The organism is Rhodoferax ferrireducens (genome assembly GCF_031458075.1).
In the GTDB taxonomy this organism is placed as follows: Bacteria; Pseudomonadota; Gammaproteobacteria; order Burkholderiales; family Burkholderiaceae_C; genus Rhodoferax_B; species Rhodoferax_B ferrireducens_A.
Genome location: NZ_JAVDXT010000006.1, coordinates 118,991 through 138,909 on the forward strand (window position 1 = coordinate 118,991; position 19,919 = coordinate 138,909).

Below are 19,919 nucleotides of genomic sequence, written 5' to 3' on the forward strand. Positions count from 1 at the left end.
GTTAGGTCTCCAGAAGCGGGAGCTGCACGGCAGCTGGATTTTCCTGCACGTACTCGTGCAGGATGTCGTTGAAGCTGGCGTCGGCCAGCAGGCCCAGCGCGTTGGCGCGGGCGCTGTGCACGCGGCTGGGCCAGGCGGTGACGATGGCAGCGACGCGGGTATCGGGCACCCAGTCAAGCAGCGCGGTGGCAGCCGGGCCGGCGATGTCGGCCAGCGCCTGCGCCATGGCGCCCACGCTGGTGGTCAGCGCGGGCAGGTTCACCGCTGTGCGCGCGCCCCACTCGGCGGCACTGGCCTGGGCGGCCCTTAGCAAGCCCTGCACAGTGCGGGTCGGCGAGGACAAAGCCACCAGCGTATCGGCGGCCACCGGCACATTCGCGCGCTGCCCCGCCAGCGGTTCGCGCAGCATGCCGCTCAGGAAGCTGGACGCCGCCGCATTGGGCTTGCCGGGGCGCACGGCCACCGTCATCAGCCGCACATTGCGGCCCTGCACCAGGCCGCGGCGGCTGAAGTCGGTCACCAGCTGCTCGCCGATGAACTTCTGGATGCCGTAGCTGTTTTGCGGCGTCGGCAAGGTATGGTCTTCGATCACCGCGGGCAGCGGCTGCTCGGACGTGCTGCCGAACACCGCGACCGAGCTGGAGAACACGAATACCGGCGCCGTGCCCAGTCTTCGGCAGGCTTGCAGCAGGCCTAGAGTGGCGTCCAGGTTGCTGTGCAGGCCCAGGTCCAGATCGGCCTCGCATTCGCCGCTGACGGCGGCCGCCAGATGGAACACCAGGGCGGTGTCGGCCTTCACCAGTTCAGCGCTGGCCAGCAGCGCGTGCAGATCGCCGGCTAGGTGGACCACGCGCGGATCGGCCACCAGGTCGGCCGGTGGCGCAAAACGGTCGGCCAGCACCAGGCGCGCAATCGGCTGCGGCGCCGCGCCTGCGAGGGAGAGCGCGCCGTGGGCCAGCAGGGCCCGCGCCAGGCGCAGGCCCAGGAAGCCGCAGCCGCCGGTGATGAGGATGTTCATTTGTTGGATGCAGGCAGGGTGATGCCTGGGAAGATTTTGATCACCGCCGAATCATCCTCGCGTCCATGGCCGGCTGTCGAGGCCTGCATGAACATTTGGTGCGCGGTGGCCGACAAAGGCAGGGGGAATTTCGTGGCCCGCGCGGTATCCAGCACCAGGCCCAGGTCCTTGACGAAGATGTCCACGGCCGACAGCGGCGTGTAGTCGCCAGCCAGCACATGGGCCATGCGGTTTTCGAACATCCAGCTGTTGCCCGCGCTGTGGGTGATGACCTCGTACAGGGCATCGGCCGCCACACCTTCGCGCAGGCCCAAGGCCATGGCTTCGGCGGCGGCGGCAATGTGCACCCCGGCCAGCAGCTGGTTGATGATCTTCACCTTGCTGCCCGCGCCGGCGGCGTCGCCCAGCTGGTAGACCTTGGCGGCCATGGCGTCCAGCGCCTGGCCGACCTTGGCGTAGGCCTCGGGGCGGCCCGAGGTCATCATGGTCATCTCGCCCGACGCGGCCTTGGCGGAACCGCCGGAGATGGGTGCATCCAGGTACTGCAGGCCCAGGCTGCCCAGGCGCTGCTCCAGCGCGATGGACCAGTTCGGGTCCACGGTGGAGCACATCACGAAGACGCTGCCCGCGGCCATGGCGGCAGCGGCGCCATGCGGGCCGAACAGCACTTCCTCGGTCTGCGCTGCGTTGACCACCACGCTGACCACCACTTCACAGTGCTGCGCCAGTGCGGCCGGATGGGCGTGGGCCACGCCGCCTTCTGCGGCAAAGGCCTGCGCGGCTTCCAGGCGCACGTCGCAGACGTGGACCGTGTAGCCGGCGCGGCGCAGCGACTGGGCCATGCCGCGGCCCATGGCGCCCAGACCTATGACTCCAATGTTCTGACTCATGTGATTTCTCCAGGGGATGTGAAAAAAGTTATCGGTTGACCAGAGCGGCCGGTGTGCGCCAGACGGCAAAGGCCCCCAATACCAACATGCCGGCCAGCACATACATGCCGATCTGCGTGCTGTGCGTCAGGTCCTTCAGATAGCCGATCAAATAGGGGCTGACGAAGCCGGCCAGGTTGCCGACCGAATTGATCACCGCGATACCGGCGGCCGCACCAGTGCCCGACAAAAAGGCCGTGGGCAGTGACCAGAACAAGGGGGCGCAGGTCAGCGTGCCGGCGGCTGCCAGCGACAGGAAGGCGATCGCTACCACCGTGTTCTGCGTGTAAGAGGCGGCCACCGTGAAGCCGATGGCGCCCATCAGAGCCGGAATAATCAAATGCCAGCGGCGTTCACGCTTGGCGTCGGCGCTGCGGCCGAACAGGTTCATGGCGATGATGGCGCAGATGAAGGGAATGGCGCTGAGCAGGCCGATGTTCAGGTTGCCGGTGATCCCGGTGGACTTGACCAGGGTGGGCAGCCAGAAGGTCAGCGCGTACTGGCCCATGACAAAGCAGAAGTAGATCAGGCACATCCACCAGACCCGGCCGTCCTTGAACACGGCCGACACCGAATGCGGGCCTTGCTTGGTGTGCTGGACATCGGCCGCCACTTCGCTGGCCAGAAAGCGCTTTTCATCGTCGCTCAGCCATTTGGCCTTGGCGATGCTGTTGTCCAGCACCATGATGACGGCGATGCCGACCAGCAGCGCGGGCAGGGCTTCGAGGATGAACATCCATTGCCAGCCGTTCATGCCGTAGACGTCGTGGAAGCGGTCCATGATCCAGCCCGAAAGCGGGTTGCCGAAGATGCCTGCCACGGGAATCGCCGACATGAACACCGCCACGATTTTGCCGCGCCGGTGCGCCGGGAACCAGTAGGTCAGGTAGAGGATGACGCCGGGGTAGAAGCCGGCTTCGGCCAGGCCCAGCAGAAAGCGCATCACGTAGAACTGGGTGGGCGTCTTGACGAAGATGAAGGCCGCCGACATCAGGCCCCAGGTGATCATGATGCGGGCAATCCAGATGCGTGCGCCGATCTTGTGCATCAGCAGGTTGCTGGGCAGCTCGAACAGGAAGTAGCCGATAAAGAACACGCCAGCGCCCAGGCCGAACACGGTTTCGCTGAAGCCCAGGTCCTGGCCCATCTGCAGCTTGGCAAAGCCGACGTTGACCCGGTCCAGGTAGGCCACCACGTAGCACAGCATGAGAAAGGGCACGATGCGCCAGAACACCTTGTTGTAGACGCGGGTTTCGGCGTCGTCGCCGGGCAGGGCGAGGGTAGCGGAAGTCATGGAATTGTCTCCTTGGTTGGATTAAGGCCCGGTAGACAGCAGAAATATTTGTCTACTAAGCATGTTGTCGTACAACTTTAATCCAAGCAAAAGATACCCGTATGCGTGGTTTCCCTAGGTTAGCGGGGAGGGCGCGGGCGCTGTGCGGCGGCTGCGGGGCTGGCCGTATGCGGCACGACCAGCTCGCCCAACAGGCGCTCGGCCAGCTGCTTGCCCTGGGCGTTCCAGAACACCGGGTCGGCGCTGCCGATGCGCCGGGCGGCATTCACCATGTGGGTGGCGCCGGCCAGTCGGGCGGCGGCGCTGTCGCCATCTTCAATCGCTTGCACGATGAGCGCGTGCTCGTCGCGCACCTGTTGCGCGAAATCGGCGCGCGTGGCCTCGTTGGCGCGGGTGACGCGGGTGGCATCGAGCAGGAACTGGTTGAGGTAGGCCAGCGTGGCCAGCAGGAAGGGGTTGCGTGCGGCGGTGGCAATGGCGGTATGAAAAGCCACGTCTTCGGCCACGCCGTCGCCGCCGCTGGCCACGGCCCGCTCCAGCGTCTGGATGGTGGCTTTGATTTGCTGGATGTCCTGCTTGCTGCGGCGTGCCGCGGCGAGTGCGGCGGACTCGGCCTCCAGCGCGCGGCGCACCTCCACCATCTGGATCACCGCGTCGATCGAGCCGTCGGGCGCCAGCACCAGCGGCGCCAGGGTGGAGGCCTCGCGGCGCATCACGAATGCACCCGAGCCCTGGCGCGACTCGATCAAGCCCAGCATCTTCAGCCGTGACAAGGCCTCGCGTACCACGGTGCGGCTGACGCCAAAACGCTCGACCAGCATGCCTTCGGTGGGCAGGCGTTGGCCCACGGGCAACTGCCCTTCGCGGATGCTGACGGCCAGGGCATCCGCCAGTTGTTCGGATAAGCGGGCACCCACGCGCAAGGCGGGCATCTGGTCTAGGGGAAACGGGCTGTCCATGGAGGTCTCGGGAGGGCGTTAAGGCTGTTGTGGCAGCGGTGCTGCCGCGCCGGTGAGGGTGCAGAGCCAACAGCTTACACACAAGATGGGGCGAATTCAGGCCCAAGGGCTGCGCGCCCGCGCCAGAATTAACAGCGTTTTAGGCCTCTGGTGCAGGTGTGGATTGCGCAAGTAGCTATTTAATCAATAGCGTTCAAGCCAAGCTGACCAGGGTATCACCTGCGTTGCGCGCATCCGCCGCCAGCTCGCCCAGGGTCTGCACCTGCGCATACAGCGGCGTGAAGTCGGGCGCCGTCAGGTCAAACAGCTGCTGGAAGCTGTCGATCACAAAATAAGTCTGCTGGTAGCTGTCGATCTTGTAGCGGGTGCGCATGCAGCGCGTCACATCCAACGCCAGCCGCTGCGGTTCGGGGCTGCGCACGCTGTGCTGCAGCTCGCCGGACGAGCTCAGGATGCCGGCACCGTAGGCGCGCAGTCCATCCGCTTGCCGCACCAGGCCGAACTCGATGGTGTACCAGTACAGGCGCGACAGCTGTTCGCAGGCGCCCAGGCCATGGGCCTTCAGGCCACCCGCGCCGTAGGCCTGCATGTGGGCGGCAAACACCGGGTTGAACAGCAGCGGCACGTGGCCGAACAGGTCGTGGAACACATCGGGCTCGACGATGTAGTCCATCTCCTCGGGCGTGCGTATCCAGTCGGTCACCGGGAACTTGCGGTTCGCCAGCAGGGTGAAGAACGGCACCTCGGGGATCAGCCCGGGCACGGCCACCACCTCCCAGCCGGTGGCCGGGGTCAGGCGGGCGTTGATTTCCTCAAAGCGTGGAATCCGGTCCTTCACGCCCAGCAGGGGCAGGGCGGCGATAAATTCATCGCAGGCCAGGCCCGGTACCAAGGCCGACTGGCGGTCAAACAGCTGGCGGTAGGTGTCGTGGTCCTGCGCGGTGTAGGCCGCGTAGTTCTGCGGGCAGGTGTAGTCGGCCAGTACCAGGCCGTCGCGCGCATAGTCGCCGCGCGGCGGCCGGCTACCCTCGCCGTAGACCACCGGGGCCGGGGGGGTTAGCGCAGCCATTTGTCGGCCGTGCGTTGGTATTCGCCGGTCACCTGGGCCAGGTGCAGCCACTGGTCGACAAAAGCCTTCATGGCCACATCGCCGCGCGGCAGCAGATAGGCCATTTCGCCGTATTGCAGCGGCTTGTCGGGATTCACCGCGCACAGGCCGGGCTTGAGTTTTTGCTGCACCAGGGCTTCGGCGGCTTCGGTCACAAAGATGTCGGCGCGGCCCTGTAATACCTCGTCAAAGATGGTCAGGTTTTCGGGGTGGATGGTCAGTGTGGCCTGCTTGTAGTTGGTCTTGGCAAACTTTTCGTTGCTGCCACCGGGGTTGGCGATGGCGCGCACGCCGGGCTTGTCGATGTCGGCCAGGGTCTGGAACTTGGTTACATCGGCACAGCGCACGATGGGGGTCTTGCCGTTCACCATGTAGGCGGTGCTGAAGAAGGCCTTCTTCTGCCGCTCGGTGGTCACCGAAATGCCGCCCACGCCGATGTCGCACTTGCCCGCCAGCATGTCGGGCATCAGATTCGCCCAGCTGGTTTTGACGAAGCTGACTTTGGCGCCCAAGGCGGTGGCCAGCGACTGCGCAAGGTCAGCGTCTATGCCTTCGAACACGCCGTCGGCGCGCAGAAAGCTGAACGGCTTGTAGTCGCCCGGGGTGCAGGCGCGCAGCACGCCGGATTGCATCACGTTGTCCAGGGTGGACGGCGTCTGGGCCTGGGCGCACAGCGCGCTGCCCACGGTCAGGGCCAGGGCGGCGGCGGTCTTGCGGAGCGATGTTTGCATGGGGATTCCTGTTGGCGGTGGAGGGGGCTGAATAGCGGCAAAGCCGCTGTTACAACTGTAGGGGTGGGGAAAGGCATTTTTGCTGCAAGTTGGGGCCTGTGCATAGCCTCCTGCGCAGGAAGGTTGCAAAATACAGGCCATGGAAGCACTAGACAAGATTGACCGCCTGATTCTGCGCAGTTTGCAGGCCGACGGCCGGGCCACTTACGACCAGATTTCGGAGCAGGTCAGCCTGTCGCCCAGCGCGGTGCTGCGCCGCGTCAAGCGGCTGGAAGACACGGGGGTGATCGCCCGCTACGTGGCGCTGGTCAAGCCCGAGGCGGTCGGCCTGGGCCTGACGGCCTACCTGAATGTGCGTCTCGAAAAGCACACCGAGAGCCACAAGCGCAACCCCATGGATGTGTTCCGCGCCAGTGTGCAGACCTGGCCCGAAGTGGTGGAATGCGCGTCGCTGACCGGCGAGATGGACTATCTGCTGCGCGTAGTGGTGCAGGACATGGCAGCCTATTCGCGCTTCATCATGGACACCTTGCTCAAGCACCCGAGCGTGGAAGATTGCAAGACCAGCTTTGTGCTGGACCACGTGAAGGCCACCACCGCGCTGCCGGTGTAAAACTTCAGACCGCGTTCGCCACGCTGCGCAGCCGCAGGCCAAAAGCAATCACCAGCGCGCCAAAGCCGATCGCGTAGCTGGCAATCAACCAGACCACGGCCAGTGCATTGCCCGGCGCCACAAACAGCAGCAGGCCGAACAGCACCGCCAGCGCGCCCGACAGGATCAGCCGCCACTCGCCTTCAATCGACTGGCGCATGCGCAAGGCCGCCAGGATCTGGAAGCCGCCCATGGCGACCGACCAGCTGGCCACCAGGGTGGACAAAGCCAGGCTGCTGGTGCCGGGCCAAAAAATCACCAGGCCCGCACAGGCGCCGGCCGCGCCTACCAGTGCCAGCGACCACCAGGGGCGGTCTTCCTCGCGGACCTGGTAGGCGGTGAGCAGCGCCAGAAAGCCGTCGGCCAGCACATAGGCGCCCCAGATCGGGGTCAGGGCGTCCAGTTCGCGGCTGGGGACCAGAAACGCCAGGCCGCCAAACAGCACGGCCACCGCGCCACGGAACACCACCCAGCCCCACTGCCGGCCCATTTGGGTCAAAAAATAATCCGTGTGTATGCGCATGCAGCCGCCCCATCATTTGCTTTTAGATTCCATGCAAAGTTTATGCCTTGAAGCGTAATTTGTGAAATTTTCTGCAACGGTTTGTACACAATTTTTTGGAGGAAAATGTGATTTCTGATCGCAATACCGCGTTATTCCGCAGGGTTTCGTGCGGAACTGCCGCGCAAAACTGGGGAAAACCCTTATATTCGACGGATGCATGAATTGAAGCACCCGTCCCACAGCTCTGCCGATGCCGGCCGGGACCTGTGGCGCTCGCCCTTGGTACGCGGTGGCGTCCACGGCAGCCATGCCGCGGTGGCTTCCACGGTGGTGCCGATCCGCTCCCTGGGCGAGGGGCACCGTGAGCGCATCGCCAACCATTTGCTGGCCCTGGACGCGCGTGACCGCTATCTGCGCTTCGGCTACAACGCCGCCGACCGGCATATCCGCGACTATGTGGATGGCCTGAATTTCGAGCGCGACGACATCTTTGGCATCTACAACCGCAAGCTGGAGCTGATCGCCATGGCCCACCTGGCGTATTCGGTGAATCCGCAGTTCAAGTCCTGCGCCGAGTTCGGCGTGTCGGTGCGGCCCCAGGCGCGCGGCCGGGGCTATGGCGGCCGGCTGTTCGAGCGGGCCGTCATGCACGCCAGCAACGAAGGTGTGGACTTGCTGTTCGTCCACGCACTCAGCGAAAACACCGCCATGCTGAAAATCGCGCGCAAGGCCGGCGCGGTGGTGGAGCGCGATGGCGCCGAGACCGAAGCCTTTTTGCGTCTGCCCGAGGCCACACTCGACAGCCGCATGACCGAGATGGTGGCCGAGCAACTGGGCCAGACCGACTACCAGCTGAAAACCCATGCCAAAAGCTTTTGGGACTTGCTGGAGGCCCTGCAGAACGTGCGCCAGGGCGTGCGCGAAGGCCGGCATAAATCGGCCATGTAAACCCAGGCGCGCCAGGCCGCGTTACAGAGGGTTGTACTGGAATTTGCGCGGCGGGCCGTTGTGTTAACCGCAATCCGCTATCCTTGAGGCTTATCCACAACCGCACGTCCTGCATCCAAGGCTGTGTCAGACCCTTACCCCGCGCGCTCGTCCTCTGTTCCTGAACGTGAAGACAAGCGTGGCTTTCTGCAAAAACTCGCCGAATTCATACATCCCGGGCCGGATTCGCGTGACGAGCTCCTAGAAACCCTGTCCGAAGCCGAGGACAACCACATCATTGGTTCCGAGTCGCGCGTCATGCTCGAAGGCGTGATCCGCATGGCCGACATGACGGCCGGCGAGGTGATGGTGGCTGCCACCCGCATGGACCTGTTGAACATCGCGGCGCCCTTCGACGAACTGCTGCACGTGGTGATCGAAACCGCCCACTCGCGCTTCCCGGTGTTCGAAGGCGAAAAAGAAAACATCATCGGCATTCTGCTGGCCAAGGATTTGCTCAAGTTGCAGCGCGCACCCGAGCTGAACATCCGGGCCCTGCTGCGCCCCGCGGTGTTCGTGCCCGAAACCAAGGGCCTGAACGACCTGTTGCGCGATTTCCGCGGCAACCGCAACCACCTGGCCATCGTGATCGACGAGTTCGGCCGGGTCGCCGGGCTGATCACCATCGAAGACGTGCTTGAGCAGATCGTCGGTGAGATCGAAGACGAGTTCGACATTGCCGAGGACGACGGTGACATCTTCGGCCTGGCCGACCGCACCTACCGGGTCAGCGGCGTGACCTCGATCGAGCGGGTCAACGAGGCCTTCGGCGTGAAGCTGGCCAGCGTCGATCCCGACGACGCGTTTGAAACCATCGGCGGCCTGATCGCCCACGAAATGGGCCATGTGCCCAAGCGTGGTGAGCACTATGCGCTGGCCGGGCTGAATTTTGTGGTGCTGCACGCCAAGGGCGGGGCGGTGCGCTGGTTCAAGGTCTCGCCCGCGGCCGACAACGACAACACCGGTTGATGCGCAGCCTGTTTCGGCGGCGGCCCGGCGCGGTTCCGGCGCTGCTGCTGTGCGTGGTTGCGGGCCTGGCCCAGGCCGCGTCGATTGCCAACCCCTGGAATGGCCTGCCCCTGTGGTGGCTGCAGCTGCTGTCGCTGGGCGGCCTGGTCTGGCTGCTGGAGCGCGCCGACACGCCGCGGCAAGCGGCGCTGCGCGGCTGGCTGTTTGCCAGCGCTTGGCTGACCGGTACCTTCTGGTGGCTGTTCATCTCCATGCACACCTATGGCGGCCTGCCGGCGCCACTGACCGTGCTGGCAGTCGGCGGGCTGGCCATGGCCCTGGCCTTGATCTATGCGCTGGCTTGTGGAGTTTTCAAGGCTCTGGCGCCCGTCCATCCTGCGCTGCGTGCTATCGTTTTTGCGTCTTCGTGGATGCTGGCCGAGCTGGCCCGCGGCCAGTGGTTTACCGGCTTCCCCTGGGGCGCAGGCGGCTATGCGCAACTGGACGGGCTGGCGCTGTTTGCCCGCTATGTAGGCGTGTATGGCGTGGGCTGGATCGCGGCGCTGGTGGCGGCCTGTGTGGTGTTGCGCCAGTGGCTGCCCCTGCTCGCCGTCGGCCTGCTGGCCGGGGCCGCGTTGGCGGTACGCCTGCCGCCCAGCGACCCGGCGGCCGTGCTGCCGGTGACCCTGCTGCAAGGAAATATCCCGCAGGACGAAAAGTTTGAAATGGGTGCCGGTGTGCCGGTGGCGCTGAACTGGTACGGCGAGCAACTGGCCCAGGCGCGTACGCCGCTGGTGGTGGCGCCCGAAACCGCCATCCCCATGCTGCCGCAGCAGCTGCCGGCCGGCTACTGGCCCGGCCTGCTGCAGCGCTTTGCCAGTGGCGGCCAGACGGCCCTGGTCGGCGTGCCGCTGGGCAATGCGCGCGACGGCTATCTGAACGCCGTGGTCGGTCTGCAGCCCGGTAGCCCCAAGCCCTATGAGTACGCCAAGCACCACCTGGTGCCGTTTGGTGAGTTCATTCCGCCGCTGTTCAAGTGGTTCACCGAGATGATGAAGATCCCGCTGGGCGACTTCAATCGCGGTGCGGTCGGCCAGCCCTCGCTGGCGGTAGCCGGCCAGCGGCTGGCACCCAACATCTGCTACGAGGATTTGTTTGGCGAAGAACTGGGTGCGCGCTTCATCGACCCGGCGCAGGCGCCAACTATCTTTGTCAACGTCAGCAATATCGGCTGGTTTGGCAATTCGTTGGCGATCGACCAGCACCTGAGCATCTCGCGCATGCGGACTCTGGAGTTCGAGCGGCCGATGCTGCGTGCCACCAATACCGGCGCCACTGCGATCATCGATTACCGCGGCCAGGTAACGCAGGCCTTGCCGCGGCTGACGCGCGACGTGCTGGTCGGCGAGGTCGAGGGCCGGGGGCTGAACGCCGCCAGCGGCTGGCGCATCACGCCCTATGCCTGGTGGGTGGCCCGCGGCGGGCTGTGGCCGCTGTGGGGGCTGGGCCTGTTGGTCTGGCTGCTGGCCTGGCGCACCCGGCGCTAAGTTGGTGCGCTCAGGCGCTCATCACCACCAGCATCTGGGCTTCGGTACGCCCTAGCGACAGATAGATGTGGCCGACGCCACTGTCGAAGTAGGCCGATTCATTGCGTCCCAGCTCGATGCTTTCGCCGGTTTCAAACTCTAGCCGCACCCGGCCGGACAGCACGGTGACGAACTCCTGGCCCGCATGGCGGATGAAGTCGGGAAACTGGCTGCGCGCGCGCGCCAGGATGCGGCCGTGCATGGGCGTCATGCGCTTGTCTGGGAACTCCGTGGCCAGAGCGCGGTACTCGTAGTTGCCCGAGCTGTACACCGGCGCCGCCGCCACCGAAGACCACACCACTGTGGGCGCAGCCAGGTCGGCCGGCGCGGGTGCGCGGGTGTCGAACAGCTGGTTGATGTCCAGCGCCAGTGCGCGGGCCGCGGCTGCCACTTTCTCGTAGCCCACCGACGATTGGCCGAGCTCCATCTTCGACAAGGTGGACAGCGGTACGCCCGAGCGGGCTGACAGTTCCTTCAGCGTCAGCTTGCGCGCCTTGCGGTAGCTGCGCAGGCGCTGCCCCAGGCGTGCGCGGTCGGCTTCGGGGGCATCGGGAACGTCGAGAGGAGGGCTGGCAGGGCGTGCGGGCATGTCGTTTTCCCTAGGGTGGGCCGGAAGCATCCAGATTTTTCTGGACGGGCATGATTCTCGCATGTGAGAATTCTCATATGCGAGAATTTGACGTCATTATCCTGGGCGCCGGCATTGCCGGTGCCTCCCTGGCCTGGCGCTTGGCGGGCCACTGCAGCGTGGCCTTGCTGGAGCGCGAGAGCCAGCCCGGCTACCACGCCACCGGCCGTTCGGCGGCCATGTTCATGGAGAGCTACGGCCCGCCCATGGTGCGGGCGCTGACCCGCGCCAGCCGGGCGTTCTACGAGCAGCCACCGCAGGGCTTTGCCGAGGTGCCGCTGGTGCATCCGCGCGGCGTGCTGTACCTGGCTTCGCCCGGGCAGGAGGCAGCGCTGGCCAGCACCCGCAGCGCACTCGCATCTACCTGCCCCGGTCTGGAGGAGTGGGATGCCGCCGCCACCCTGGCCTGCGTGCCCTGCCTGCGACCGGAAATGGTGCACGGCGCGCTGTACGACGGCGGTGCGCAAGACCTGGATGTGCACGCCCTGCACCAGGGCTTTCTGCGCGGCTTCCGCAAGGCCGGGGCGCACAGCGCCGAGCTGCGCACCGGCGTCGAGCTGACCCGGGCGCGCCACGATGGCCAGCACTGGACCCTGGAGTTCGCCGATGGCCAGAGCCTGCGCGCCCGCACTGTGGTCAACGCCGCCGGCGCCTGGGCCGACGCGCTGGCTGCGCTGTTCGGCGCCCAGCCGATCGGCCTGGTGCCGCACCGGCGCAGCGCCTTCACCTTCCCGGTGCCCGTGGGCCTGGACGCATCGGCCTGGCCGGCCGTGGTGGGCGTGGACGAGAGTTATTACTTCAAGCCCGATGCCGGGCAGCTGCTGGGCTCGCCGGCGAACGCCGACGCCACCGTGCCGCACGATGTGGTGCCCGAAGAGCTGGACATCGCCATGGGCATCCACCAGATCGAAAGCGTCACCACGCTGCACATCCGCCGCCCCGGCAGCACCTGGGCCGGTTTGCGCTCCTTCGTGGCCGACGGCGAAATGGTCATCGGCTTCGATGCGCACTGCCCGGGCTTTTTCTGGCTGGCGGCCCAGGGCGGCTACGGCATACAGAGTGCGGCCGGCGCCAGCGCCCTGGCCGATGCGCTGATCCGCGGCCTGCCTGTGCCCGACGAGCTGCAGCGCCAAGGGGTAGACCCCGCGGTGCTGTCGCCAGCCCGGCTGCGCTAAACGCACTCTTTTGTTCACCCACCCACGAGGCCACCATGCACCTAACGCCATTCCACGCCACGCGCCGCCGGCTGATCGCCAGCGGCATTCTTGCCTCCACCCTGGCTGCGGCCGGCGGGTTGGCGCAGGCGGCCGACTTCCCGGACCGGCCCCTGACCCTGGTGGCGCCGTATCCGGCCGGCGGTGCGGCCGACGTGCTGGCCCGCATCCTCGGCAAAACGCTGCAGGAGCAGCTGGGCCAGCCGGTGGTGGTGGAGAACAAGCCCGGCGCCGGCACGGCGATTGGCGCGGCCTATGTGGCGAATGCCAAGCCCGATGGCTACACGCTGCTGATCAGCTCCAACTCCACCTTTACCCTCAACCCCGCACTGCAGCCAAAGCTGTCCTACGACGCGGCCAAGGGCTTCGACGCCATCGGCATCGTCGGCTCGGTCGCACTGGCCGTGCTGGTGAACCCGAACGTCAAGGCCACCAACGTGCAGCAACTGGTGGCGGCGGCCAAGGCCAAGCCGGACGATTTCGTCTACGGTAGCTTTGGCAACGGCACCAGCTCCAACTTTGCCGGCGCCATGTTCAACAGCGCGACCGGCCTGAAGATGACCCACGTCCCCTACAAGGGCAGCGCACCGCTGATGACCGATCTGATCGGCGGGCAGATCCCGGTGTCGTTCGATACCGTGGTGGCGGCCTCGCAGCAGCTCAAGAGCGGCAAGGTCCGGGTGCTGGCCGTGGCCACCGCCAAGCGGTCGGCTCTGCTGCCCGACGTGCCCACTGTGAGCGAAGCCGGCTTTCCCGGCGTGGACATGAATGCCTGGCTGGCCCTGGTGGCGCCGCATGGCTTGCCGCCGGCGGTGAAGGCCCGGCTCGAGAAGGCGCTGGCGGCGGTGATGGCCAGCCCGGACACACAGGAGAAGATGAAGCAGGCGGGCTTTGAGCCCGGCTACAGTGCAGTGGCGGATTGGCCGGGCATGGTGACGGCCGATATCGCCAAGATGAAGGCCATCGCCGAGCGTTCACAAATCAAGATTGAGTAAGCCAGATATGGACTCCAGCCTGCCCGAAACCTCCGCCGTTGAACTGCGCCGCCTGATCGGTACACGCCAGCTCTCGCCCGTCGAGCTGATGGACGCCTGCATCGCGCGCATCGAAGCCCTGAACCCGGCCATCAACGCCATCTGCGCCACCGACTTCGACCGCGCCCGCGAAACCGCGCGCCAGGCCGAGGCCCAGGTGATGCGCGGTGCACCGCTGGGCCCGTTGTACGGCCTGCCGCTGGGCGTGAAGGACTTGCAGGACACCGCCGGCCTGCTCACCACCTACGGCAATGTGGGCCTGCGCGGCAACGTGCCCACGGCCGACAACCTGCTGGTGGCGCGGCTGCGCGCGGCCGGCGCCATCGTCACCGCCAAGACCAATGTGCCCGACATGGGGGCGGGCGCGAACAGCCGCAATCCGGTCTGGGGCGCGACCGGCAATCCGTTCAACCCGGCGTTGAATGCGGGCGGTTCATCCGGCGGCTCGGCGGCGGCGCTGGCGGCCGATCTGCTGCCGCTGTGCACCGGCTCGGACACCGGCGGCTCGCTGCGGATTCCGGCTGCGCTGTGCGGCGTGGTGGGGCTGCGGCCGTCGCCCGGCCTGGTGGCGAACGACGCGCGGCCGCTGGGCTGGTCGGTGATTTCGGTGCTCGGGCCTATGGGCCGCACGGTGGCCGACACTGCGCTGCAGTTCGCCGCCAGCGTCGGGCCGGACCCGCGCGACCCGCTGTCGTATCCGGTGGACGCTTCGCAGTTCTGGCCGCTGAAGGACATCGACTTGTCTCGGCTGCGCGTCGGCACCACCGAAGACTTCGGCATCTGCATCGTCGACCCGGAGATCCGCCGCGTGTTCCGCCAGCGGGTCGAGGCGATCCGCCCGCTGGTGGCGCAATGTGAGCCGGTCGACTTGCAGCTGGGCGACGCCGACCGCGCCTTCGACGTCCTGCGTGCCGAGAGCTTTGTGGCCGCGTTCGCCGACACCTTCCGCAATGCGCCCGAGACCCTGGGCCCGAATGTGCGCGCCAACGTGGAGATGGCCGCCGCCATCACCCTGGCCGACCGCGCATGGGCGCACCTGGAGCAGACCCGTATCCAGCGGCGCTTCGCCAAGGCCTTCGAGCAGTACGATCTGATCCTGGCGCCAGTCACGCCGGTCTCGCCATTCCCCTGGACCGAGCTGTTCGCCGGCCGCATCGACGGCCAGGACATGCGCAACTACTACCACTGGCTGGGCCTGACCTATGTGGTCACTCTAGCCACCAACCCGGCGCTGTCGCTGCCCTGCGGCACAGACGAACACGGCATGCCGTTCGGCCTGCAGATGGTCGGCCGCCTGCATGGCGACGCGCAGCTGCTGTCGGCCGCGCAGGCGCTGGAGCAGGTGTTTGCCGCCAGCCCCACGTTGTGCCGGCCGCGGCCCGATCTGCAGGCGCTGGCCCAGGCCCGGCCGGAGCTGAAGTCCATCGTCACCCACCCACCCTTGCACGGCGAACCCGGTAGTTTCCCGGGTGGGCGCACCGCGGTGTAGCGGAATTTGCTATTGAATAAGTAGCTGCTTGCGCAGGTGATATAAGCGCTAAAGGCACTTTTTATATAAATTTTAGAATCCCCACGCCAGCATGCCGATGACCGGCAGCGATGGGGTTATGAAAAGAAGGCATGGGTCTTGCGAGGCCTGTGGGGTGTGCGTCGCTACCATCAGGCACCTCTGATTCGAGGCGGTTTTCATAAGCACAACATCTACAGGAGCAACTCTTTATGCGCATCCATTTCGGGATCGACAAATTCATGGCAGGCGCCGCCATTGCGGCCTTGTCCGCCTTCGCCTCTATCGCCCACGCCCAGGCAGCCAAGCCGAATGTGGTGATTCTGGCCACCGGCGGCACCATTGCCGGCGCCGGCGCTTCGGCCATCAATAGCGCCACCTACGCGGCCGCCAAGGTCGGCGTGGAAAAGCTGATCGCCGGCCTGCCCGAGCTGGCCAATGTGGCCAATGTGCGCGGCGAGCAGGTGTTCCAGGTAGCGTCGGAAAGCCTGACCAATGACAACCTGCTGACCCTGGCCAAGCGCGTCTCGGCACTGGCCAAGCAAGCCGATGTGGACGGCATCGTCATCACCCATGGCACCGACACGGTGGAAGAAACCGCCTACTTCCTGACCCTGGTGGAACGCACCAACAAGCCCATCGTGATGGTGGCTTCGATGCGTCCGGGCACGGCCTTGTCGGCCGACGGCGCGCTGAACCTGTACGACGCGGTGGCCGTGGCCGGCAGCAAGGACGCCATGGGCAAGGGCGTGCTGCTGACCATGAACGACACCATCGACAGCGGCCGTGATGTGAGCAAGAACGTCAACATCAAGACCAATGCTTTCTCCAGCCAATGGGGCCCGCTGGGCATGATCGTCGAAGGCAAGAGCTACTGGTTCCGCGCGCCCATCAAGCGCCACACCATGAACTCCGAGTTCGACATCGACACCATCACCTCGCTGCCGAACGTGGAAATTGCCATGGGCTACGAAGGCGTGGCACCCACCGCTATCGAAGCCCTGGGCAAGAGCGGCATCAAGGCACTGGTCCACGGCGGCCCGGGCAATGGCTCAGTGGCCGACCGCATCGTGCCCTACCTGCAAAAAGTGCGTGCCGATGGCGCCATCGTGATCCGCAGCGCCCGCGTGCCCGACGGCTTCGTGCTGCGCAATGCCGAGCAGCCTGATGACAAGTACGACTGGGTCGTGGCCCACGATCTGCGCCCGCAAAAAGCCCGTATCCTGGCCATGGTCGCCCTGACCAAGACCAGCGACACCAAGGAACTGCAACGCATTTTCTGGGAATATTGATGGAGGCGGGCCATCGGCGGCCTAGCTGCTGATGGCTGCAAAAACGATAGCTGCTACTGCATACAAAATATGCGCTAGCAGCTATTTTTACGTCTATTTGGGAGGAGGGTTTGTGCCATCGCGCCAGGCACGGAATTCGTTGTACGAAGCTTTTTTTGCCGCGCGGCGTTCGCGTTTTTGCTTGCGGTGCCACCAGGCCACGGCGGACCAGACGATGGTGCCCAAGGCCAGTGCTGCGCAGAACAAATACGCCAGAAACCAGCCGAATTCGCTGCCCGTGTCATCCATACAAACCTTTGAAACTGTAGTTTTGTGCAAATGTATGCGGGAGCTGGCAGCAATAAGCGGGCCAAAGTCACACAAGCGGCCTTTTCCTACGCGCTGGCGGACATTCGGCCACCCGGGAGTCGGTTAACGCAGGCCCGGCCAGCAGCCCCGTAAAATCAAAGATTAGGCCGCTGCCGGTGGCCTCCTCTTTTGCAGACCTCCATGAAGACATTCCAGCAAATCATTCTGACCCTGCAGTCCTACTGGGCTGAGCAAGGCTGTGCGCTCTTGCAGCCCTACGACATGGAAGTGGGCGCGGGCACTTCGCACACCGCCACCTTCTTGCGCGCCATTGGCCCCGAGCCCTGGAAGGCCGCCTACGTGCAGCCCAGCCGCCGCCCCAAGGACGGCCGCTACGGCGAGAACCCCAACCGCCTGCAGCACTACTACCAGTACCAGGTGGTCTTGAAGCCCGCGCCGGCCAACATCCTCGAGCTGTACCTGGGTTCGCTGGAAGCCCTGGGCTTCGACCTGAAGAAGAACGACATCCGCTTCGTCGAGGACGACTGGGAAAACCCCACGCTTGGCGCCTGGGGTCTGGGCTGGGAAGTCTGGCTGAACGGCATGGAAGTGACCCAGTTCACCTATTTCCAGCAGGTAGGCGGCATTGACTGCAAACCCGCCACCGGCGAGATCACTTACGGCCTGGAGCGCCTAGCCATGTATTTGCAGGGCGTGGACAACGTCTACAACCTGGTCTGGACCGAAGGCCTGAGCTATGGCGACGTGTACAAGCAGAACGAGGTCGAGCAGTCGACCTACAACTTCGAGCACAGCGACACCGACTTCTTGTTCACCGCCTTCACCGCGCACGAAAAGCAGGCCAAACACCTGATTGGTGCGCAGCTGGCCCTGCCCGCCTACGAGCAGGTGCTGAAAGCCGCGCACAGCTTCAACCTGCTGGACGCACGCGGCGCCATCAGCGTGACCGAACGCGCCGCCTACATGGGCCGCATCCGCAACCTGGCCCGCAGCGTGGCGCAAAGCTACCTGGACAGCCGTGCCCGCCTGGGCTTCCCGATGGCGCCCAAAGAATGGGCTGCCGAAGTCCTGGCCCAGATTGAAAAGAAAGCCGCCTGATATGACCGTGAAGAATCTATTGGTGGAGCTGTTTGTCGAAGAGCTGCCACCCAAGGCCTTGAAGAAACTGGGCGACGCGTTTGCCGGCGTGTTGCTGGAGCAGCTCAAGGCCCAGGGTCTGGCGACGGCCGAGTCGCAGCTCACCGCTTTCGCCTCGCCGCGCCGCCTGGCTGCGCACATCACTGCCGTGGCCGCTTTCGCCGCCGACAAGGCCGTGTCCGCCAAGCTGATGCCGGTTGCCGTAGGCCTGGACGCCGATGGCCAGCCCACGCCCGCGTTGCTGAAGAAGCTGCAGGCGCTGGGGGCGGATGCCGCTGCCGTGCCTGGTTTGAAGCGTGTTCTGGACGGCAAGGCCGAAGCCCTGTTTCTGGAGCGCACGGTGGCCGGCGCCACGCTGCAGGAAGGCCTGCAAAAAGCCTTGTCGGAGGCCCTAGCCAAGCTGCCCATCCCCAAGGTCATGCAGTACCAGCTGGCCGATGGCTGGAGCAGCGTGAACTTTGTGCGCCCGGCCCACGGCCTGGTGGCGCTGCACGGTGCCGACGTGGTGCACGTCGAAGCCCTGGGCCTGCAGTCCGGCAATACCACCCACGGCCACCGCTTTGAAGCCGCGGTAGACCCTGTGGTGCTGAAGGATGCCGACAGCTACGCCGCCACCCTGGCCCGCGATGGTGCCGTGATCGCCAGTTTCGCCGACCGCCGCGCCGACATCGTGCGCCAGCTGGATGCGGCTGCAGCGCAACTCGGTGGTGGTGTCCGTGCTATCGAAGATGAAGCATTGCTGGATGAGGTGACGGCCCTGGTCGAGCGCCCGAATGTGCTGGTCTGCAGCTTCGAGCCCGAGTTCCTTGATGTGCCGCAGGAATGCCTGATCCTGACCATGAAGGCCAACCAGAAGTACTTTCCGTTGCTGAACGCCGCCGGCAAGCTGACCAACCAGTTCCTGGTGGTCAGCAACATCAGTCCGGCCGACGCCAGCGAAGTCATAGGCGGCAACGAGCGTGTGGTGCGCCCGCGCTTGGCCGATGCCAAGTTCTTCTTCGACCAGGACCGCAAGAAGACTTTGCTGTCGCGCGTCGACGGCCTGGACAAGGTCGTGTACCACAACCAGCTGGGTTCGCAGGGCGAGCGCGTGCTGCGGGTACGGGCGATTGCCCAAGCCATCGCCCAGCAACTCGGTGGCGAGGCCCTGGCGCAGCAGGCCGACCAGGCCGCGCAGCTGGCCAAGTCCGACCTGGTGACCGATATGGTCGGCGAGTTCCCTGAGCTGCAAGGCACGATGGGCCGCTACTACGCGTTGAACGACGGCCTGCATGCCGATGTGGCCGATGCGATTGAAGACCACTACAAGCCGCGCTTCGCCGGCGACAGCCTGCCGCGCAACGCCGTGGGCATCGCCGTGGCGCTGGCCGACAAGCTGGAAACCCTGGTCGGCATGTTCGGCATTGGCAACCTGCCCACCGGCGACAAAGATCCGTTCGCGCTGCGCCGCCACGCACTGGGTGTACTGCGCATGCTGACCGAGCAGAACCTGGCGCTGGATGTGACCAGCCTGGTCAACACCGCGTTTGACGTGCTGGGCGACAAGCTGACCGCGCCGCGCGAGGCCTCGGGGCAAGCCCTGCTGACCTTCATCTACGACCGCCTGGGCGGTAGCCTGCGCGAAGACGGCTACAGCGCGCAGGAAGTGGATGCTGTGCTGGCCCTGCGCCCGCAGCGCCTGGCCGAAGTGCCCAAGCGCCTGGCGGCGGTGCGTGTCTTTGCGGCCCTGCCCGAAGCCGCGGCGCTGGCCGCCGCCAACAAGCGCATCGCCAACATCCTGAAGAAGGCCGACAGCGTGGACGCGCATGTCAGCCCGGTGCTGCTGAAGGAAGCCGCCGAAGTGGCCTTGTTTGAGGCCATGGAGAAGACCGCGCCCACGGCCCAGGCGCAGTTCGAATCCGGCGACTACACGGCTTCGCTGCAGTCCCTGGCGGCGCTGCGCGCGCCGGTGGATGCGTTCTTCGACGGCGTGATGGTGAATGCCGAAGAGACGGATGTGCGCCTGAACCGCCTGGGCTTGCTGCAAAGCCTGCACAACGCCATGAACCGCGTGGCCGACCTGTCCAAACTGGCGAGCTGAC

Annotated in this window: 19 protein-coding genes; 10 read left to right on the forward strand and 9 right to left on the reverse strand. The window is 65.6% G+C overall.

Going from position 1 to position 19,919, the window contains the following annotated elements:
- Nucleotide 1 precedes the first annotated feature (1 nt).
- From denD to J2X19_RS23770, 6 genes are all read right to left on the reverse strand, one after another.
- Nucleotides 2-1,018, reverse strand: a complete 1,017-nt coding sequence (gene denD, locus J2X19_RS23745; protein ID WP_310376976.1) for a D-erythronate dehydrogenase — start codon at nt 1,016-1,018, stop codon at nt 2-4.
- Nucleotides 1,015-2,010 (reverse strand): L-threonate dehydrogenase, encoded by a 996-nt coding sequence (gene ltnD / locus J2X19_RS23750; RefSeq protein WP_310376977.1) that lies wholly within the window; start codon nt 2,008-2,010, stop codon nt 1,015-1,017. Before ltnD ends, denD begins: the two co-directional genes overlap by 4 nt.
- The gene (locus tag J2X19_RS23755; protein ID WP_310376978.1) at nt 1,937-3,241 is read right to left on the reverse strand and encodes an MFS transporter; all 1,305 of its coding nucleotides are present in this window, start codon (nt 3,239-3,241) and stop codon (nt 1,937-1,939) included. Before J2X19_RS23755 ends, ltnD begins: the two co-directional genes overlap by 74 nt.
- Nucleotides 3,242-3,360: 119 nt before the next feature.
- On the reverse strand, nt 3,361-4,200 hold the full coding sequence (locus tag J2X19_RS23760; protein ID WP_310376979.1) for a FadR/GntR family transcriptional regulator: 840 nt from the start codon (nt 4,198-4,200) through the stop codon (nt 3,361-3,363).
- Nucleotides 4,201-4,393: 193 nt separating this feature from the next.
- Nucleotides 4,394-5,269, reverse strand: coding sequence for a phenylalanine 4-monooxygenase (phhA, locus tag J2X19_RS23765; protein WP_116607425.1), 876 nt, complete (start codon nt 5,267-5,269; stop codon nt 4,394-4,396).
- Nucleotides 5,257-6,039 (reverse strand): transporter substrate-binding domain-containing protein, encoded by a 783-nt coding sequence (locus J2X19_RS23770; protein WP_310376980.1) that lies wholly within the window; start codon nt 6,037-6,039, stop codon nt 5,257-5,259. The genes phhA and J2X19_RS23770 overlap by 13 nt, the downstream gene beginning before the upstream one ends.
- A 139-nt stretch (nt 6,040-6,178) precedes the next feature.
- Here J2X19_RS23770 and J2X19_RS23775 point away from each other — a divergent pair, with 139 nt between their 5' ends.
- Nucleotides 6,179-6,652, forward strand: a complete 474-nt coding sequence (locus J2X19_RS23775; protein ID WP_116607423.1) for an Lrp/AsnC family transcriptional regulator — start codon at nt 6,179-6,181, stop codon at nt 6,650-6,652.
- A gap of 4 nt (nt 6,653-6,656) precedes the next feature.
- On the opposite strand, the gene J2X19_RS23780 is transcribed toward J2X19_RS23775, so the two are convergent.
- On the reverse strand, nt 6,657-7,181 hold the full coding sequence (locus J2X19_RS23780; protein ID WP_116607471.1) for an HdeD family acid-resistance protein: 525 nt from the start codon (nt 7,179-7,181) through the stop codon (nt 6,657-6,659).
- Nucleotides 7,182-7,409: 228 nt separating this feature from the next.
- Between J2X19_RS23780 and J2X19_RS23785 the strand changes: the two genes are divergently transcribed.
- From J2X19_RS23785 to lnt, 3 genes are all read left to right on the forward strand, one after another.
- Nucleotides 7,410-8,144, forward strand: coding sequence for a GNAT family N-acetyltransferase (locus J2X19_RS23785; protein WP_116607422.1), 735 nt, complete (start codon nt 7,410-7,412; stop codon nt 8,142-8,144).
- Between the two features lie 123 nt (nt 8,145-8,267).
- On the forward strand, nt 8,268-9,152 hold the full coding sequence (locus J2X19_RS23790; RefSeq protein ID WP_116607421.1) for an HlyC/CorC family transporter: 885 nt from the start codon (nt 8,268-8,270) through the stop codon (nt 9,150-9,152).
- Nucleotides 9,152-10,678, forward strand: a complete 1,527-nt coding sequence (lnt, locus tag J2X19_RS23795; RefSeq protein ID WP_310376981.1) for an apolipoprotein N-acyltransferase — start codon at nt 9,152-9,154, stop codon at nt 10,676-10,678. The genes J2X19_RS23790 and lnt overlap by 1 nt, the downstream gene beginning before the upstream one ends.
- Nucleotides 10,679-10,688: 10 nt before the next feature.
- Here lnt and J2X19_RS23800 read toward each other — a convergent pair whose 3' ends face one another.
- Entirely contained in the window at nt 10,689-11,306 is a 618-nt protein-coding gene (locus tag J2X19_RS23800; protein ID WP_310376982.1) for a helix-turn-helix domain-containing protein, read from the reverse strand.
- Nucleotides 11,307-11,383: 77 nt separating this feature from the next.
- Here J2X19_RS23800 and J2X19_RS23805 point away from each other — a divergent pair, with 77 nt between their 5' ends.
- The 4 genes from J2X19_RS23805 to J2X19_RS23820 all read left to right on the forward strand — a co-directional run bounded on the left by J2X19_RS23805 (nt 11,384) and on the right by J2X19_RS23820 (nt 16,392).
- On the forward strand, nt 11,384-12,520 hold the full coding sequence (locus tag J2X19_RS23805) for an NAD(P)/FAD-dependent oxidoreductase (RefSeq protein ID WP_310376983.1): 1,137 nt from the start codon (nt 11,384-11,386) through the stop codon (nt 12,518-12,520).
- Between the two features lie 35 nt (nt 12,521-12,555).
- Nucleotides 12,556-13,554 carry a Bug family tripartite tricarboxylate transporter substrate binding protein gene (locus J2X19_RS23810; protein ID WP_310376984.1) on the forward strand — a complete coding sequence of 333 codons (999 nt, stop codon included), beginning with the start codon at nt 12,556-12,558 and terminating at the stop codon, nt 13,552-13,554.
- Nucleotides 13,555-13,561: 7 nt separating this feature from the next.
- Entirely contained in the window at nt 13,562-15,082 is a 1,521-nt protein-coding gene (locus tag J2X19_RS23815) for an amidase (RefSeq protein ID WP_310376985.1), read from the forward strand.
- A 230-nt stretch (nt 15,083-15,312) separates the two neighbouring features.
- Nucleotides 15,313-16,392 (forward strand): asparaginase, encoded by a 1,080-nt coding sequence (locus tag J2X19_RS23820; protein WP_116607416.1) that lies wholly within the window; start codon nt 15,313-15,315, stop codon nt 16,390-16,392.
- Nucleotides 16,393-16,485: 93 nt separating this feature from the next.
- On the opposite strand, the gene J2X19_RS23825 is transcribed toward J2X19_RS23820, so the two are convergent.
- On the reverse strand, nt 16,486-16,680 hold the full coding sequence (locus J2X19_RS23825) for a hypothetical protein (protein WP_116607415.1): 195 nt from the start codon (nt 16,678-16,680) through the stop codon (nt 16,486-16,488).
- 201 nt (nt 16,681-16,881) lie between these two features.
- Here J2X19_RS23825 and glyQ point away from each other — a divergent pair, with 201 nt between their 5' ends.
- Nucleotides 16,882-17,799, forward strand: coding sequence for a glycine--tRNA ligase subunit alpha (gene glyQ / locus J2X19_RS23830; protein WP_116607414.1), 918 nt, complete (start codon nt 16,882-16,884; stop codon nt 17,797-17,799).
- Between the two features lies 1 nt (nt 17,800).
- Complete coding sequence (gene glyS, locus J2X19_RS23835) at nt 17,801-19,918, forward strand: glycine--tRNA ligase subunit beta (protein WP_310376986.1); 2,118 nt, start codon at nt 17,801-17,803, stop codon at nt 19,916-19,918.
- Nucleotide 19,919 lies beyond the last annotated feature (1 nt).

What these genes read in the sequence shown, in the direction of transcription:
- J2X19_RS23755 (WP_310376978.1), bottom strand. Translation starts at nt 3,241, where the DNA reads ATGACTTCCGCTACCCTCGCCCTGCCCGGCGACGACGCCGAAACCCGC.
- J2X19_RS23785 (WP_116607422.1), top strand. Translation starts at nt 7,410, where the DNA reads ATGCATGAATTGAAGCACCCGTCCCACAGCTCTGCCGATGCCGGCCGG.
- ltnD (WP_310376977.1), bottom strand. Translation starts at nt 2,010, where the DNA reads ATGTGCTGGCCGGCATGTTGGTATTGGGGGCCTTTGCCGTCTGGCGCA.
- J2X19_RS23815 (WP_310376985.1), top strand. Translation starts at nt 13,562, where the DNA reads ATGGACTCCAGCCTGCCCGAAACCTCCGCCGTTGAACTGCGCCGCCTG.
- J2X19_RS23820 (WP_116607416.1), top strand. Translation starts at nt 15,313, where the DNA reads ATGCGCATCCATTTCGGGATCGACAAATTCATGGCAGGCGCCGCCATT.
- glyQ (WP_116607414.1), top strand. Translation starts at nt 16,882, where the DNA reads ATGAAGACATTCCAGCAAATCATTCTGACCCTGCAGTCCTACTGGGCT.
- lnt (WP_310376981.1), top strand. Translation starts at nt 9,152, where the DNA reads ATGCGCAGCCTGTTTCGGCGGCGGCCCGGCGCGGTTCCGGCGCTGCTG.
- J2X19_RS23780 (WP_116607471.1), bottom strand. Translation starts at nt 7,181, where the DNA reads ATGGGCCGGCAGTGGGGCTGGGTGGTGTTCCGTGGCGCGGTGGCCGTG.
- denD (WP_310376976.1), bottom strand. Translation starts at nt 1,018, where the DNA reads ATGAACATCCTCATCACCGGCGGCTGCGGCTTCCTGGGCCTGCGCCTG.
- glyS (WP_310376986.1), top strand. Translation starts at nt 17,801, where the DNA reads ATGACCGTGAAGAATCTATTGGTGGAGCTGTTTGTCGAAGAGCTGCCA.
- J2X19_RS23800 (WP_310376982.1), bottom strand. Translation starts at nt 11,306, where the DNA reads ATGCCCGCACGCCCTGCCAGCCCTCCTCTCGACGTTCCCGATGCCCCC.
- J2X19_RS23760 (WP_310376979.1), bottom strand. Translation starts at nt 4,200, where the DNA reads ATGGACAGCCCGTTTCCCCTAGACCAGATGCCCGCCTTGCGCGTGGGT.
- J2X19_RS23825 (WP_116607415.1), bottom strand. Translation starts at nt 16,680, where the DNA reads ATGGATGACACGGGCAGCGAATTCGGCTGGTTTCTGGCGTATTTGTTC.
- J2X19_RS23770 (WP_310376980.1), bottom strand. Translation starts at nt 6,039, where the DNA reads ATGCAAACATCGCTCCGCAAGACCGCCGCCGCCCTGGCCCTGACCGTG.
- J2X19_RS23810 (WP_310376984.1), top strand. Translation starts at nt 12,556, where the DNA reads ATGCACCTAACGCCATTCCACGCCACGCGCCGCCGGCTGATCGCCAGC.
- J2X19_RS23775 (WP_116607423.1), top strand. Translation starts at nt 6,179, where the DNA reads ATGGAAGCACTAGACAAGATTGACCGCCTGATTCTGCGCAGTTTGCAG.
- J2X19_RS23805 (WP_310376983.1), top strand. Translation starts at nt 11,384, where the DNA reads ATGCGAGAATTTGACGTCATTATCCTGGGCGCCGGCATTGCCGGTGCC.
- phhA (WP_116607425.1), bottom strand. Translation starts at nt 5,269, where the DNA reads ATGGCTGCGCTAACCCCCCCGGCCCCGGTGGTCTACGGCGAGGGTAGC.